Source organism: Pedobacter terrae (assembly GCF_900100705.1).
Classification (GTDB): domain Bacteria; phylum Bacteroidota; class Bacteroidia; order Sphingobacteriales; family Sphingobacteriaceae; genus Pedobacter; species Pedobacter terrae.
This window is the reverse complement of the sequence record NZ_FNCH01000004.1, coordinates 140645-155578: the sequence shown is the minus strand read 5'-3', so window position 1 is coordinate 155578 and position 14934 is coordinate 140645. Positions and strand designations below refer to the sequence as shown.

The following is a 14934-nucleotide window of genomic DNA, read 5'->3' as shown; positions in this document are numbered from 1 at the left end:
AGGGTAATTAATCAAACCATCCAGATATGCATTTTAACCGAAGAGATAAAGAAGACGAATTCTTGCTGAATTTATATAAAAAACTGCTTTATCCCCGGATGGTAGAGGATAAAATGCTCAAATTATTACGCCAGGGCCGCATAGGTAAATGGTTTTCGGGTATTGGGCAGGAAGCCATTGCCGTAGGCAGTACAATGGCTATGCAGCCTGAAGAATATATTTTACCCATGCACCGCAATTTAGGTGTTTTTACTTCACGTAATATTCCGCTTAAGAAATTAATGGCCCAATGGCAGGGAAAGTTAACCGGCTTTACCAAAGGCCGCGACCGCTCCTTTCATTTTGGCACACAAGACTATAGAATTATAGGAATGATTTCCCATCTGGGCCCGCAAATGGCGCTTGCTGATGGCATTGCTTTAGCAGATTTGCTGGCTAACAGACAACACGCTACCCTCGTTTATACAGGAGAAGGTGCCACCAGCGAAGGCGATTTTCATGAAGCCATCAATGTAGCAGCTGTTTGGAGTCTGCCAGTGATATTTTTAATCGAGAATAATGGTTATGGGCTTTCAACCCCAAAAGCAGAGCAATACAGATGCAAAAACCTGGTTGATAAAGCTGTTGGTTATGGCATTGAAGGCCGACAAATTGATGGCAATAACATTCTTGAAGTGTACGATACCATTAACCAGCTGGCCATGGAAATTAGAAAAGATCCAAGACCTGTTTTGGTTGAATGTATGACTTTCAGGATGCGCGGTCACGAAGAGGCATCAGGCACCAAATATGTTCCGCAAGAACTTTTTGATGAATGGGAAAAGAAAGATCCCCTAAACAATTATGAAGCTTATTTAATTGAACAGGGTATTTTAACTACCGATACCATTACGGATATCAAAATCCAGTTTAAAAAAGATATTGAAGTAGCTGTTGAAGAAGCTTTTGAAGAGCCAGAGCCAATTGCAGATGCTATTCAGGAAGAAACTGATATGTATTTTCCTTACCAGCCCGAAGTCATTCAACCTGGTAAATCTTTTACTGAAAAACGATATCTCGATGCGATTAGCGATGCACTAGATCTCGCTATGGAAAAATACCCTAACCTGGTTTTAATGGGACAGGATATTGCTGATTATGGTGGGGCATTTAAAATTACAGATGGCCTTATGGTTAAATTCGGCAAAAATCGGGTGCGCAATACGCCCATTTGCGAATCGGCCATTGTAGGTGCTGGTTTAGGCCTATCCATAAATGGTTATAAGGCTGTGGTAGAAATGCAGTTTGCTGATTTTGTAAGCGTTGGCTTTAACCAGATTGTAAACAATTTAGCCAAAACGCATTATCGCTGGGGCGAAAAAGCCGATGTAGTGGTGCGTATGCCTACCGGCGCTGGAACAGGTGCAGGCCCCTTCCATTCACAAAGCAACGAGGCATGGTTTACCAAGACACCGGGCTTAAAAATCGTTTACCCCGCATTTCCTGAAGATGCAAAAGGCTTGCTTTTGGCCGCTATAGCCGATCCCAATCCGGTTATTTATTTTGAACACAAATATTTGTACCGAAGCTTAACTGCCCAAGTACCCGATGGTTATTATACTGCCGAAATAGGGAAAGCCGTTACCATAACAAAGGGTAATCAATTTACAATTATCACTTATGGTTTAGGCGTACATTGGGCTTTGGAACATTTAAACAATCATTTTGAACAGAAAGCAACTTTGGTTGATCTACGAACGCTCCAGCCATGGGATCAGGAAACGGTAAAAGAAGCTGTAAAGGCTACCGGAAGAGTGCTGCTTTTACATGAAGATACCTTGACTAATGGTTTCGGCGCCGAAATTTCCGCATGGATTGGAGAGCACCTTTTCCATTACCTGGATGCACCTGTAATGCGTTGTGCAAGTTTAGATACTGCTATTCCGATGAGCAAGGTGCTGGAAGATGATTTTTTGGCTAAAGCCAGATTAGCAGAAACAATTGATAAATTATTAAAATACTAAGAGCGGTTAATCTTATAAACTGTTTAAATCGGTTAATTACCAAGTCAAAGCTACAGTTAAACAGTTAACCGATTTATACAATTAAACATAAAAATGAATGGGTACTTTCAAAGTCAGCGGAAACATAGTCAATATCATAGAACAGCATATTTATTTTGGCGAAATAACTGTTGAAGCCGGAAAAATAAAATCGGTTACCAAGATTTCTGAGGAACGCCCAAACAGCGCCTTCATTACTCCAGGTTTTATTGATAGTCATGTGCACATTGAAAGCAGTATGCTAATTCCGAGCGAATTTGCCAGGCTAGCGGTGGTACACGGCACGGTGGCCACCATTAGCGATCCACACGAGATTGCCAACGTATGCGGCATGGAAGGCGTTGAATTCATGATCGAAAACGGCAATACCGTACCCTTCAAATTTAATTTCGGCGCACCAAGCTGCGTACCAGCTACCTCTTTCGAAACTGCGGGAGCAGTGTTAAACCACGATGATGTTAAGGCACTTTTGGAACGCCCTGAAATTAAATACCTCAGCGAAATGATGAATTTCCCCGGAGTGCTGTATCAAGATGAAGAAGTTTTAAAAAAGATTGCTGCTGCCCATCAACTCGGTAAACCTGTTGACGGACATGCGCCAGGCCTACGTGGCGATACAGTCCAAACATATATTGATGCCGGTATTTCTACTGACCACGAGTGTTTTACTGCCGGAGAGGCGCTGGATAAACTGCAGCGAGGCATGAAAATCCTGATCCGCGAAGGCAGTGCAGCTAAAAATTTCGACGCGCTGATTCCCTTACTTCACGATTGGCCCGAAATGATGATGTTTTGCAGTGATGACAAACATCCTGATAGTTTAGTTGAAAGCCACATCAACGCAATTTGTGCCAGGGCGGTAGCCGAAGGAATCGATATTTTTAAGGTACTTCGCGCAGCTTGTATCAACCCGATCTTACATTATAAGCTGAATGTTGGTACACTACAGGTAAATGATAATGCTGATTTTATCGTTATAGAAAACCTGATTAATTTTAAGGTAAAACAAACCTATATTGATGGTCTTTTACTAGCAGAAAACGGTAAAATGACTGGAAACTGGATCAACCATATTACTGATAAAGAATCGATTAACCATTTTAATTGCAGCCTGAAAAAGGAAGAAGATTTCATTTTGAGATACGCAGATCAGCAGGAAATCGCAGTAATTGAAGCACTGGATGGTCAGCTGATTACCAATAAATTATATGCAAAGCCCAAAGTTGAAAATGACAATATCATAAGTGATGTACAAAATGACGTACTTAAAATGGTGGTGGTTAACCGTTATCATGATGCGCCAATAGCTATTTCTTTCGTTAAAAACTTTAGTTTAAAAGAGGGCGCAATTGCCTCGAGTGTAGCGCATGATAGTCATAATATCATTGCCGTGGGGGTTGATGATAAAAGTATCTGCGATGCAGTAAACCTGGTAATCAAAGAAACTGGTGGCGTGGCAGCTTTAGGCCATGGAAAAGAAGAAGTGTTGCCGTTGCCGGTGGCGGGTTTAATGAGTAACCGCAATGGTTATGAGGTTGCTGCATGTTATACTGCTATAGATCAATTTGCAAAAGATCTGGGTTCAACGCTCCTCGCTCCTTTTATGTCACTTTCTTTTATGGCACTTCTAGTTATTCCGCATTTGAAACTGAGTGATAAAGGTTTATTTGATGGTGATGAGTTTAGGTTGATGTAATTACGTAATACCTTCTATCCTATCAGCAAAAACATTAATTAACTTGTAATTTTTGTTTAAAGAGATAACCTCTGGCCACAAAGTATTAATCGCATCGTGAAATTGAGACATTTTCATATTACCCAACCTAATATGAATCACTTTAGGTGGCGGAGTATGTAAAAGTATTCTGGAAGAAAAATCGCTGTCTTTCGTTATAATGGTCAAATTTTGAGCTTTAGCATATTGCCAGATCATCGTATCAGACCATTCATCGCCCAAATCAGCCTGATGGATGTATTGAGCATTGTTCCAAAGGGAGAAAAAACGGGGAAGGTTAACATCTATTAAAAACCTAAACTCCTCCATTTAAGCCACTGCCTGTTTAATAATAAAACTATGGTTCATTAATTCTGTTGCATAGCGCATACAGGCAGTAATATCTTCAAGTTCAAGTGAAGGATATTGATTTAAAATTTCTTCAGTTGTTTCACCAGCAGATAAAAATTCCATGATAGTTTGTACAGTAATTCTCTTTCCCCTTATAATCGGCTTTCCATTACAAATATCACTATCAATATAAATACGATCGAAAATCTGTTCCATAACGTAAAGTTAATCAATTAGTTTAGCTTTTGGTAATTTGGGCGGTTACTCCAACAAAAACACTTCAGCCAGCGGATTAAACAGGTAAATCCGTTTATCATCTAAACAAACACAACGGTAACGTTTTCTGATGCGTTCGCCTTTGGTGAAACGCCGACCATCTTTAATTTTAAAGTTGGTATTAATGGGTAATTGCTCTAAGTGTAAAGTCTCCGTTTTATTACTATCGTATTTTTTTAAGGCACGCGATAAATGTAAATCAGAGCAACTCGAAGCTGCAGGGTTCGACATATAGTTATCTATCGCCCTATGAATATCTTCGGGAAAAATATTCATGTCAAAAAAGGGCACCATCATCCGCTGAAAGTTTTTCTTCCATTCGGCTCCATGTGGTTTTACCTTATTCTTAAAATCATTCCAGGTTAACAAATGTGCAAATTCGTGTACTGTGGTTACCAGGAAAGCATAATGATTGAGGTTAAAGTTAACCGAAATGCGGTGCCCTTTATCGCGGAAAGGATGGCGGTAATCACCCAGTTTGGTAGAACGGGTTTTAGCAATCTTAAATTCGCATTGAAAATAATCAATCCACTTGGCAATTAGCGGTGCCGCTGGTTCCGGCATATACTGCGCTAAAACTTTAACTTTCTCCACAATTGCTAAGATAAATATTTTTATTTTTTTTAACCACAGAGCTCACGGAGTTTACACAGAGAAAACAGAGGTAATTTTAATAGCCATTTACAACACGTTTAATACCTTCTTTTAACAGCAAAACATTAAAATTTATCAACAATCCGAATCTATAGCCACCCAATTTCATATAAGTGAGGGTTTGTGCTAAATGAATGTCAGTTAATCGTTCAATACTTTTCAATTCTAAAACTAGTCTGTCTTCTACGAGGATATCGATTCGATAACCACAATCCAACCTCACATCTTCAAAATGCAAAGGCATTATTTTTTCTTTCTCAACTTGAAAGCCTGCCTTGTCAATCTTATAAAATAAACATTCCTTATAAGCACTCTCAAGCAATCCAGGTCCGAGAGCTGTATGAACGTCTATTGCCAATCCGATGATGGTTCTTGTTAATAAATCTTCTTCCATAAAACTTTGTGCTCTCTGTGCCTTAACTCTGTACTCTCTGTGGTAAAATGAATTATCGCCTTTGCGGTTAAACCCTGATCTATTCCTCTGAAGGGAACAACGATGCCAGCACCATTTTTATCTCACCGAAAGAATAATCTTTACCTAAAAACTCCCTGATGGTGGCCATTGATTTTGTTTTCTGGCTTTCAACAGCATCTGTTATGTTTTTAATTTTATTAGGTTTAACCAGCTTCGTTACATCAAGTTGTTGTGTTGAGACATAGTAAGCCAAATGCCCCTCAATGGTACCCTGCGATAAGCCCCGCTCCTTTGCAATTTCACTTAAAGTTTTGCCCTCGTTATACAGTTCAAAACTCAAGAGTTTGGTATCAGGCTTCGGCTCTTTCTTTTTCTTCTCTGTTGCCGTTTTTACTTTTAGCACCATGCCTTTAAGGGTAATTGCTTTTTTCAATTGCGCCTCTCTTTCCACCACATTTAAAAGTGCATCTGTATCGGCTTTACTAAATTCTTTGCCATCAATAATGGCTTCGAGCAATGCCTTACTTTTATGAATTTTCTTCAGCTGCTCATAAATCACAATTTCCAGTTCAAGCAGTTCAGTCAGGTAGGTTTTAATTTGCTTTTCTTCTTTAATGGCTTCAATTTGTGCCAAAAATTTATCCGAGACCTCTTTAATTAACGGACTGAAATATTTTACCGCAGCCTGTACCCGCTTCGATACATTGAACAAGGTATGCTCAGTTTGTTCGGCAAAAAGATTTTTAAGCTGGTTGATAAAAGTATCAGCCGTGGCAGTAATTTTTTGAAAATCTTTATACAGATCCATCGTCCATTCATCGTAGCGCTGCTTGGTCGATTTAGCCTCACTCTTATCAAAAGTTTGCATGTGCTCCCTAAAATAATAGCGTGCCATATTCAGATCAAAAGCCGATAACAGATAGCTTCTGATAAAATCATAACTCTCCGAACTGATTTGTTGGTCAAGCACATCGGTCGGCTGTTTGGTTTTAGAAAAGTAATGGATGTTCTGGTCTTGCTGCAAACCACTTTCACGCAGATGTGAAGTTAAAACCAGTCCTTTAAGCGACCGAAGGCGCGAAAGCGCCACATAAGCTTGTCCGGGAGCAAAAGCTTCACCAATGTCAATAATGGCCTTATCAAAAGTTAAGCCCTGACTTTTATGCACCGTAATGGCCCAGGCCAGCTTAATTGGATATTGTACAAAAGAACCTGCTACATTTTCATCAATTTCGTTCGTAGCCTCGTTTAGTTTATATTTTACGTTCTCCCAGGTGTAAGGCGAAATCTGGATCACCGTTTTATCTTCAGGTAATTCAATTTCTACTACACCTTTTTCTATATGGTGCACTACACCTATCTTACCATTATAGTAACGCTTCTCGGCAGTCATGTCATTTTTAATAAACATAATCTGCGCTCCAACTTTCAATTCCAGACTTTTATCATTGGGATAGGCGTGTTCATTAAATTCACCTGTTACCTTTGCTTCAAAAAAATACGATTTAGTTTGGAGTTGGGTTAATCTTTCACGGTTAATGCTATCAGCCTTATGATTATGCGTGGTTAAAGTGATGTAATTTTCATCAGCTGCAGGCTTAAAATCCTGTTTAAAATGTTGCTTGAGCAAAGCAGTATCTGCGGGCGTAATTTTGTTGTTCCGGAGATTGTTTAGCAAATCAATAAACACCGAATCGTCCTGACGATAAATTTTATCCAACTCGATATATACTGGCGGGTTATTTTGCAGCGCCAGTGCATCAAAGAAATAAATACTTTTATAAAACCCAGCCATTACCCGCCATTCGTCGTTTTTAACCACGGGCGGCAACTGGTGCAAATCGCCAATAAACAAGAGCTGTACACCTCCAAAAGGTACATTTTTACTTCTCCTGATGTAGCGTAGCGCGAAATCAATGGCATCCAGCATATCAGCCCGCAGCATACTCACCTCATCAATTACCAAAAGTTCAAGCTCTTGAATCAGACGTCTTTTATTACCCTGCATATTTAAATGCTTGACCAGCGTACGCGGTGTATTAAAGTTAAAGGTAATTTGTTGATTGATGATATTCCCTGCCGCATCAGGAAAAAAAGCGCCAAAAGGCAACTGAAAAAGGGAATGTATGGTAACCCCGGCAGCATTAATTGCCGCAATACCGGTTGGTGCACAAATGATCGCTTTTTTATGCGTAAGTTGAATCAGTTTTCGCAAGAAAGTAGTCTTACCCGTCCCCGCTTTTCCCGTTAAAAAAACGTGTTTAGAGGTATAATTCACAAATTTAGCCGCGATCTCAGCGGGCATAGAAGTTTCTTCTAATGTAGGCATCTGCAATAAAATTTTAGTTTGCTAAAACAGGGAGGATAAATAAAGCTAAACATTTTAGCACAAAACTAAAGAATGATTGGTGAGAAATTTTAATTTTTGATCGATAATTTTAGTTAAGAAGAGTAATTGAGCAGATTTTATTAGATTTATGATTCAAGATAATTATTATCAGCGCGAATTAATGTCCCAAATAGAATTACTGCAGAAGTAACCTAAACCTGACAGAAACGGCAGCCTCCGATTTTTTCTATCGGAGCTATAGTGTATGGCAGGACTGCAATAACGAAAGAGCTATTACAACTGCTTTTCAAATCTTAAAATTGCAATCAGTTTTCAATTAAACAATTAACCAGTTAAAACAGTTAACCAAATTACTTATCTTTGCGGCCTGATGAAACAACAATATTCAAATCTTATCGCTGTTAAATTCCTTTAACAAGGTTTCATCATCTTTTACACCCAAAATTTTATTATGCTTAACCCTGAAATAGAAAAACGTAAAACCTTTGCCATTATTAGTCACCCCGATGCAGGTAAAACCACACTGACAGAAAAGTTTCTGTTGTTTGGTGGTGCCATCAATACAGCTGGTGCCGTGAAAAGAAATAAGGCAAACCAGAGCAATACCTCCGATTTTATGGAGATTGAAAAGCAGCGTGGTATCTCTGTTGCCACCTCGGTAATGGGGTTTGAGTACAGCGGTAAACGTATTAATATCCTGGATACACCTGGTCACAAAGACTTTGCTGAAGATACCTACCGTACACTATCGGCTGTGGATAGTGTGATTTTGGTGGTTGACTGTGTAAAGGGTGTGGAGGAACAAACAGAAAAACTAATGTCAGTTTGCCGCATGCGGAACACGCCGGTAATTATCTTCATCAACAAAATGGACCGCGAAGGTAAAGAGGCTTACGATTTATTGGATGAAATAGAGGAAAAACTAAACATCAGTTTATGTCCACTTTCGTGGCCTATCGGGCAGGGACATACTTTTAAAGGTGTATATAGCATATATAACAAGCATTTAAATTTATTTAATTCTGATAAAACCAAAGTAACCGATTCGGTTGTGGCGGCAAGCGATTTAAATGATCCTTCTTTATTAAATTACCTAAAAGAAAACGAAATCAATACGTTGAAAGATGATGTTGAACTGGTTGATGGTATTTATGGCAAGATTGATAAAGATTTATATACCGATGGCCTGGTTGCACCTGTGTTTTTTGGCAGTGCAATTAACAATTTCGGGATTAAAGAGCTACTGGATACATTTATAGATATCGCGCCAAGTCCGCGTCACCGTGAAGCTGAAGAACGTGATGTATTGGTTGAAGAGAAAAATTTCAGTGGGTTTGTATTTAAAATTCACGCCAATTTAGACCCCAAACACCGGGACAGGATTGCCTTTTTGAGGATTTGCTCTGGTAAATTTGAACGTAATAAATTTTATTACCATACCCGTCAGGATAAAAAGCTGAAATTCTCTAACCCTATGGATTTTATGGCGAACGAGAAGAGCATTGTAGAAGAGGCTTGGCCCGGTGATGTGGTTGGTTTGTACGATAGCGGGAATTTTAAAATTGGCGATACTTTAACTGAAGGTGAAAAACTACAGTTTAAAGGGATCCCGAGTTTCTCTCCTTCTATATTTAAAGAGGTAGAAAATATGGACCCAATGCGCACCAAGCAGTTAGAAAAAGGTATCGAACAATTAACAGATGAGGGGGTTGCGCAGTTATTCGTCATGCAGCCTGGAAACCGAAAAGTGATCGGCGCGGTTGGCGAACTCCAGTTCGAGGTAATTAATTTCAGGCTGGAACATGAATATGGGGCAAAATGTCGTTTCCGTACGCTAAGCTATACCCGTTCGAGCTGGGTAACTTCTACCGATAGAAAGAAACTGGATGAGTTTGTGAAACGTAAGCAACAGCACATCGGCTTTGATAAAGAAGCTAATCCTGTTTACCTGGCCGATAGTGAGTATATGATTAATTTAACCAAACAGGATTACCCTGATATTGAATTCCATAAAACAAGTGAGTTTAAATCTTAAAGTCGGAAGTCTATAAAGCAAAAAACCTTTTCTAAGTTTTTAGAAAAGGTTTTTATATTTAATATATTATTGTCATTGACGATTTCAACTATCTTTTACTCAAATCCCAGATCTTCAAACTACTTAACGTGCTTTTTCCATCTTTCGAAAATGCTGTAATCCGATAGCCTTTTCATCAGGAAAAATCATGGTTGAAATGACCTTTTCACCGCCATTCCCAAAAACTTCAAGTGATGATTTGTCAATCAGAATCTGAATTTTGACTTTGCCATTAACTGGATTTATTTTAGCGGTTTGAATGATGTTCTTCTCGTTTACTAAAACGTTTAACTATTAATAATTTTCAATCGCTCAGCCTCCTGTTCACCTATTGCCTCATATTGCTTGTAGGTCTGTTCTAAACGGCGCTTAATTTTAGCAATCAGTAACCTTGGCGACCGCACTTTAACACATTCTCCAAAACCTAGTATTTCGCGCTCCAGTTCATAATTCAGCACTACATCAATCCTGATTGTAGTCGTACCGGCATTTTTATTCAACACAACCTGCGAAGTATGTAAAGGCTTGGTAATGACATAAGGGGCATGATCGTTCGTAAATTCCAAAATTACTTTTTGCGGTCTGTCTTTTTCGCTTTTGGTTACCCCAATCAAATCATCGTAATAACGATCGAAATCTACTCCTTCATAAGCGACAAAATTTTCATTTGGTAATTCCTGAAATTCGATAATACGATCTAAAGCCAGATTTAAGATTCCAGCTCGTTTTTTAGCCTTGCAGATCAAAAACCAGCGGTTTCTGTACTCTTTTAAAAGGTACGGATAATAAATACTTTGCTGGGCCTGCTGGGCCTTGAACGATTTATATTCAATCAACAACGATCGTTTATTTAGAACAGCCTGATAGAGCGATGGAATACATTCCAGTCCTTTTACCAGCTTATTACTTTCCAGCTGGATGTTGTTGCCGGTCTGTTTGGTCGATTTATAAAGGTTATTCTCCAAACGCGCAATCATATCGCTCATCTCGTCGAAATAATTAAAGGCATTAAACTGCTTTAGCACGCCAACAATTTCTTTCATTTTATCTACATCGGCATGGTTAATCGGTGCTTTTGTAATGCTAAAACCCGGATCTTCATAAGCATAAAAGCGCTTATCCTTTACCACAATTGGGGCATTATAACCCAGTTTATCACTCCGCATCAACTGAATATCAGCCTGTATGGTACGCTTACTTACCCCACTGGTAATACCTTCCAGCTCATAAAGGGTTTCAGCAACCTTTTCAATCAGATCATCGAGTGTCCATTTACGGAAGCGGTTTCTCAAACAATCGTCGATGGTTTTGTAACGAATAAGGGCTAATTTATTGATGGCCATTTTGAAGGTTTTAGCTTGGAGGTTAAAAATATGGTGTTTCAGTATCAGTTAAAGATAACTAAGTTTCCTATAACTGCGCAATACAATTGCGCAATTGATCACCAAAAATGTAAAATCGACCATAAAATAAATTTTATAATACTGATAATCAATTATTGTAATAGAATTCATTAGGATTTTATTCACTGCGCAATTCCTCCGCGTAGCGTTGATGACATCTTTGTAATGTCGCCAGTCGATAATTCAGTTCTTTGAAAAATATAAATAGATTTTTAGCAGATGTAATATTTTAATTAATCGTCCTGCTGAATTTATTTCAGCATCTAAGACCCTGAAATAAATTCAGGGTGACGATCGCTTAGGAATTATTGCTAAAATTCATATGAAGAAATCCCGAAAGGGATGGCAATACTAAACAATGAATATCCATGGTTGCGGGTTTCGGAATAGCCCCAAAGTATAAATTTTATATTCTGGTATAAGTTGTAATAGATTGTCTAAACACGTTGTGTGTCGTGGGTTCGAATCCCACTTCCGGAGCAATCCGGAATAACTCAGGGGTAGAGTAGCAACCAAATATGCAGGTTCGAATCCTGCTTCCAAGTTGTTGGAATAGCTAATTGGTAAGCGTTTAGGGCTCAAAATCCAAAACAAAAAAGAAGAGTAACTTTTCAAAATGCTCAAAAAACTACCTTGTAAAACCACATTTAGCTTAAAGGCTCATTTCTGATCCTGACAGGCAAATTTGCTTTTGCTTTGAAAATAAAAACGATGAACGAATCGATTTAAAAATCAAATATTAAATGTTAGTACTCATCCCCGGATTTCATCTAACTAAAAACTGATTTCATTTTTAAACAAATCTGGATTCAATTTATTTCCGCAAAAACCAGATGAATGTGCTTTTACAAGGCTTTGTAAGCGAAACAATTAAATAATTATAAATCTTAACATCAAAAAACATGAAAAGAGTAACCATTAACACCAATTATGTTGGATTGGTGTTTAAAAGAGGAAAATTAAAAAACGTATTAACCGCAGGGACTTACTGGTTAGGTTTTGGAGAAGACATCACTTTGTTCGATATGGGAAAAGAGTATTTTTTCACCCTTGCAGAATTAGAAGTACTGCTAACAGATACCGGTTTTACCAGTTTAGTGCACGTAGTAAATGTAGCCGATAATGAGTTGGCACTTGTTTACCGAAACGGAAATTTCAAGAATGTTTTAACCGCTGGCAAGCAAGCCATCTGGAAAGGTCTATCTACATATCACTTTGTCAAAGTCGATATCAGTAACATCAACATTGATGAAACGATCGATAAAAATTTGTTAGAAAAAGCACCCTTATTAAATTACATCAGGGCTTACAAAGTGGAGTCTTTCGAAAAAGCCTTGTTATTTATTGATGGTAAATTTGAAAGGGTAATGGAAGCAGGAAACTATATTTACTGGAAAAATGCGACTGCCATTCAAGTTTTAAAAACCGATATGAGGCAATTGAACATGGAGATTATTGGTCAAGAAATCTTAACCAAGGACAAAGCACAATTAAGGGTAAACTTCAGTATTCAATATAAAGTTGATGACATCATCAAAGCGTTATTGGAGAACAAAGATTTTGATAAGCAATTGTACATCACCATGCAATTGGCCTTAAGGGAATCGGTTGGCTTAATGACTTTTGATGAATTGATGGAAAGTAAGGAAAGAATTGCCGCACAAGTAAGGGATTTAACCTTGGCTAAGGTAGCCGAGTTGGGCGTAAAATTAATTAACTGCGGCGTTAAAGATATTATTTTGCCAGGCGATGTGAAAGAGATGATGAACCAGGTTTTAATTACCGAGAAAAGAGCGCAGGCCAATATCATTACAAGAAGAGAAGAAACGGCTTCGACCAGAAGTTTATTAAATACCGCTAAATTAATGGAAGATAACAATATGCTGTATAAGTTGAAAGAGATGGAATACGTAGAGAAAATCGCAGAAAAAATCAATAACATTAGTTTATCTGGCAGTGGCCAAATTGTGGATCAATTGAAGCAAATCTTCGTAAAATAATTAAATTTAGAAACCCCTCGGCTAGGTGAATGTTACCTGCCGGGGATTAATGAAGAATAAAATGAAAAACAACATAACAGGAAAAGACCTGATTGAAATAGGTTATTCCGAAGGAAAAATACTAGGCCTGGCCTTAGATACTTTGAAAGCAAATTTTTCAGCTATCGAAGAAAAAGAATTGCTGGCTTTGTTTAAAAAAGTAAAAGATTACCCCGAAAGTTTTTTGGATGATCCGGTTTTAAATATATTAGCAACAGCCATGATTGAAGAAGCCAATGTACCAAAAGACGAAACTATAGCGCTCGTAAATGAGGCAAAAACATATGCAATATTTGGTCCTGATTACATTGAAGAAGGTGCCAGAAACCAAATGGATATAGCCATGAAATTGCCGGTATCTGTAGCGGGTGCTTTAATGCCCGATGCACATCAAGGTTATGGCCTCCCTATCGGCGGTGTACTGGCTACCAGAAATGCCATTATCCCTTATGGTGTAGGTGTTGATATTGGTTGCCGAATGGCACTGAGCATTTTCGACATTCCCGAAAAACATTATTTTGGTAAAGATGCCATGTACAAACGCGAGTTGATTGCTTTTACGAAATTTGGTGCCGGGCAAAACTTTAAAGGAACTGAAAAAGCAGACCATGAGGTTTTAGAAGATGAAGCTTTTAACAGCACTCCTTTTTTGAAAAATCTGCACGGAAAAGCCTGGGCTCAATTAGGTACATCTGGCGGTGGTAACCATTTCGTAGAATGGGGCATTATCGATTTCGCCGAACGTGATGAGGTTTTAAATATTGATAAAGGTCGTTACGTGGCTTTATTAACCCACTCCGGTTCGCGCGGCTTAGGCGCTACTATAGCCGGTCATTATACCAAACTGGCAAAAGACATTTGTAAACTCCCTAAAGAGGCCGTTAACCTGGCTTATTTAGATTTGAATACTGCCGAAGGGCAAGAGTATTGGATTGCCATGAACTTAGCTGGCGATTATGCCTCTGCCTGTCATGAGGTAATTCATAAAAGATTAACTAAAGCCATTGGTGCAAAAGTTTTAGCTAAGATAGAAAATCACCATAACTTTGCCTGGAAAGAGTCGATCAATGGAGAGGAAGTAATTGTTCATCGTAAAGGTGCTACGCCTGCAGGCAAGGGTGTGATGGGGATTATTCCCGGCAGTATGACTGCGCCAGGGTTTTTGGTCAGAGGAAAGGGCGAAACCAGCGCCATCAATTCGGCATCACATGGTGCCGGTAGACAAATGAGCAGAACGAAAGCGATCCAATCGATTACCAAATCGGATATGAAAGCAATTTTGAAAGATCATCATGTAACCTTGATTGGTGCAGGGTTAGACGAAGCCCCAATGGCTTATAAAGACATCCATAAAGTAATGGCGGCACAAACCGAACTGGTTGATGTGGTGGCTAAATTCGAGCCTAAAATGGTAAGAATGGCTGATGATGGAAGCAGAGAGGATTAGTTTGGGAGCCTTTAGTCTTTAGTCTTTAGTCTTTAGTCTAAAACCTAATTTAACCTCGCTGGTTTTCAAGCCTGCCAGGTTTTTTTATGTTGCTTCGACTAAAAAATTTAGAAACATTGGTTCTTGCCTACTGTCCCAAAGAAAATAATTTCAATTCTATCTGGTTAAC

The 14934-nt window shown here is 38.7% G+C and carries 12 protein-coding genes; 5 read left to right on the top strand and 7 right to left on the bottom strand.

The features are described from left to right. Nucleotides 1-26: 26 nt before the first annotated feature. Nucleotides 27-2003 (top strand): alpha-ketoacid dehydrogenase subunit alpha/beta, encoded by a 1977-nt coding sequence (locus tag BLR60_RS07180; RefSeq protein WP_090498258.1) that lies wholly within the window; start codon nucleotides 27-29, stop codon nucleotides 2001-2003. A gap of 97 nt (nucleotides 2004-2100) precedes the next feature. Next, nucleotides 2101-3738: an adenine deaminase gene (gene ade, locus BLR60_RS07175; protein WP_090498256.1), complete on the top strand. Its 1638-nt coding sequence runs from the start codon at nucleotides 2101-2103 to the stop codon at nucleotides 3736-3738. Here ade and BLR60_RS07170 read toward each other — a convergent pair whose 3' ends face one another. The 5 genes from BLR60_RS07170 to BLR60_RS07150 all read right to left on the bottom strand — a co-directional run bounded on the left by BLR60_RS07170 (nucleotide 3739) and on the right by BLR60_RS07150 (nucleotide 7781). Continuing rightward, the gene (locus BLR60_RS07170) at nucleotides 3739-4086 is read right to left on the bottom strand and encodes a DUF5615 family PIN-like protein (protein WP_090498254.1); all 348 of its coding nucleotides are present in this window, start codon (nucleotides 4084-4086) and stop codon (nucleotides 3739-3741) included. After that, nucleotides 4087-4323: a DUF433 domain-containing protein gene (locus BLR60_RS07165; protein ID WP_090498251.1), complete on the bottom strand. Its 237-nt coding sequence runs from the start codon at nucleotides 4321-4323 to the stop codon at nucleotides 4087-4089. It abuts the gene before it with no gap. 45 nt (nucleotides 4324-4368) lie between these two features. Beyond that, on the bottom strand, nucleotides 4369-4977 hold the full coding sequence (locus BLR60_RS07160) for a SprT-like domain-containing protein (protein WP_208600589.1): 609 nt from the start codon (nucleotides 4975-4977) through the stop codon (nucleotides 4369-4371). Nucleotides 4978-5053: 76 nt separating this feature from the next. Then, nucleotides 5054-5431: a GxxExxY protein gene (locus tag BLR60_RS07155; protein WP_090498247.1), complete on the bottom strand. Its 378-nt coding sequence runs from the start codon at nucleotides 5429-5431 to the stop codon at nucleotides 5054-5056. A 79-nt stretch (nucleotides 5432-5510) separates the two neighbouring features. Continuing rightward, nucleotides 5511-7781 (bottom strand): helix-turn-helix domain-containing protein, encoded by a 2271-nt coding sequence (locus tag BLR60_RS07150; protein WP_090498245.1) that lies wholly within the window; start codon nucleotides 7779-7781, stop codon nucleotides 5511-5513. Between the two features lie 472 nt (nucleotides 7782-8253). Between BLR60_RS07150 and BLR60_RS07145 the strand changes: the two genes are divergently transcribed. After that, nucleotides 8254-9837 (top strand): peptide chain release factor 3, encoded by a 1584-nt coding sequence (locus BLR60_RS07145; RefSeq protein ID WP_056094020.1) that lies wholly within the window; start codon nucleotides 8254-8256, stop codon nucleotides 9835-9837. A gap of 123 nt (nucleotides 9838-9960) precedes the next feature. Here BLR60_RS07145 and BLR60_RS07140 read toward each other — a convergent pair whose 3' ends face one another. Together BLR60_RS07140 and BLR60_RS07135 are read right to left on the bottom strand one after the other, a co-directional pair. Beyond that, nucleotides 9961-10083, bottom strand: coding sequence for a GH32 C-terminal domain-containing protein (locus BLR60_RS07140; RefSeq protein ID WP_244155613.1), 123 nt, complete (start codon nucleotides 10081-10083; stop codon nucleotides 9961-9963). A gap of 80 nt (nucleotides 10084-10163) precedes the next feature. Then, complete coding sequence (locus tag BLR60_RS07135) at nucleotides 10164-11219, bottom strand: helix-turn-helix transcriptional regulator (protein ID WP_090498243.1); 1056 nt, start codon at nucleotides 11217-11219, stop codon at nucleotides 10164-10166. A gap of 962 nt (nucleotides 11220-12181) precedes the next feature. On the opposite strand from BLR60_RS07135, the gene BLR60_RS07130 reads away from it, so the two are divergent. Next, the gene (locus tag BLR60_RS07130) at nucleotides 12182-13279 is read left to right on the top strand and encodes a slipin family protein (protein ID WP_090498241.1); all 1098 of its coding nucleotides are present in this window, start codon (nucleotides 12182-12184) and stop codon (nucleotides 13277-13279) included. Between the two features lie 61 nt (nucleotides 13280-13340). Next, nucleotides 13341-14765: an RtcB family protein gene (locus tag BLR60_RS07125; protein ID WP_090498239.1), complete on the top strand. Its 1425-nt coding sequence runs from the start codon at nucleotides 13341-13343 to the stop codon at nucleotides 14763-14765. Nucleotides 14766-14934 lie beyond the last annotated feature (169 nt).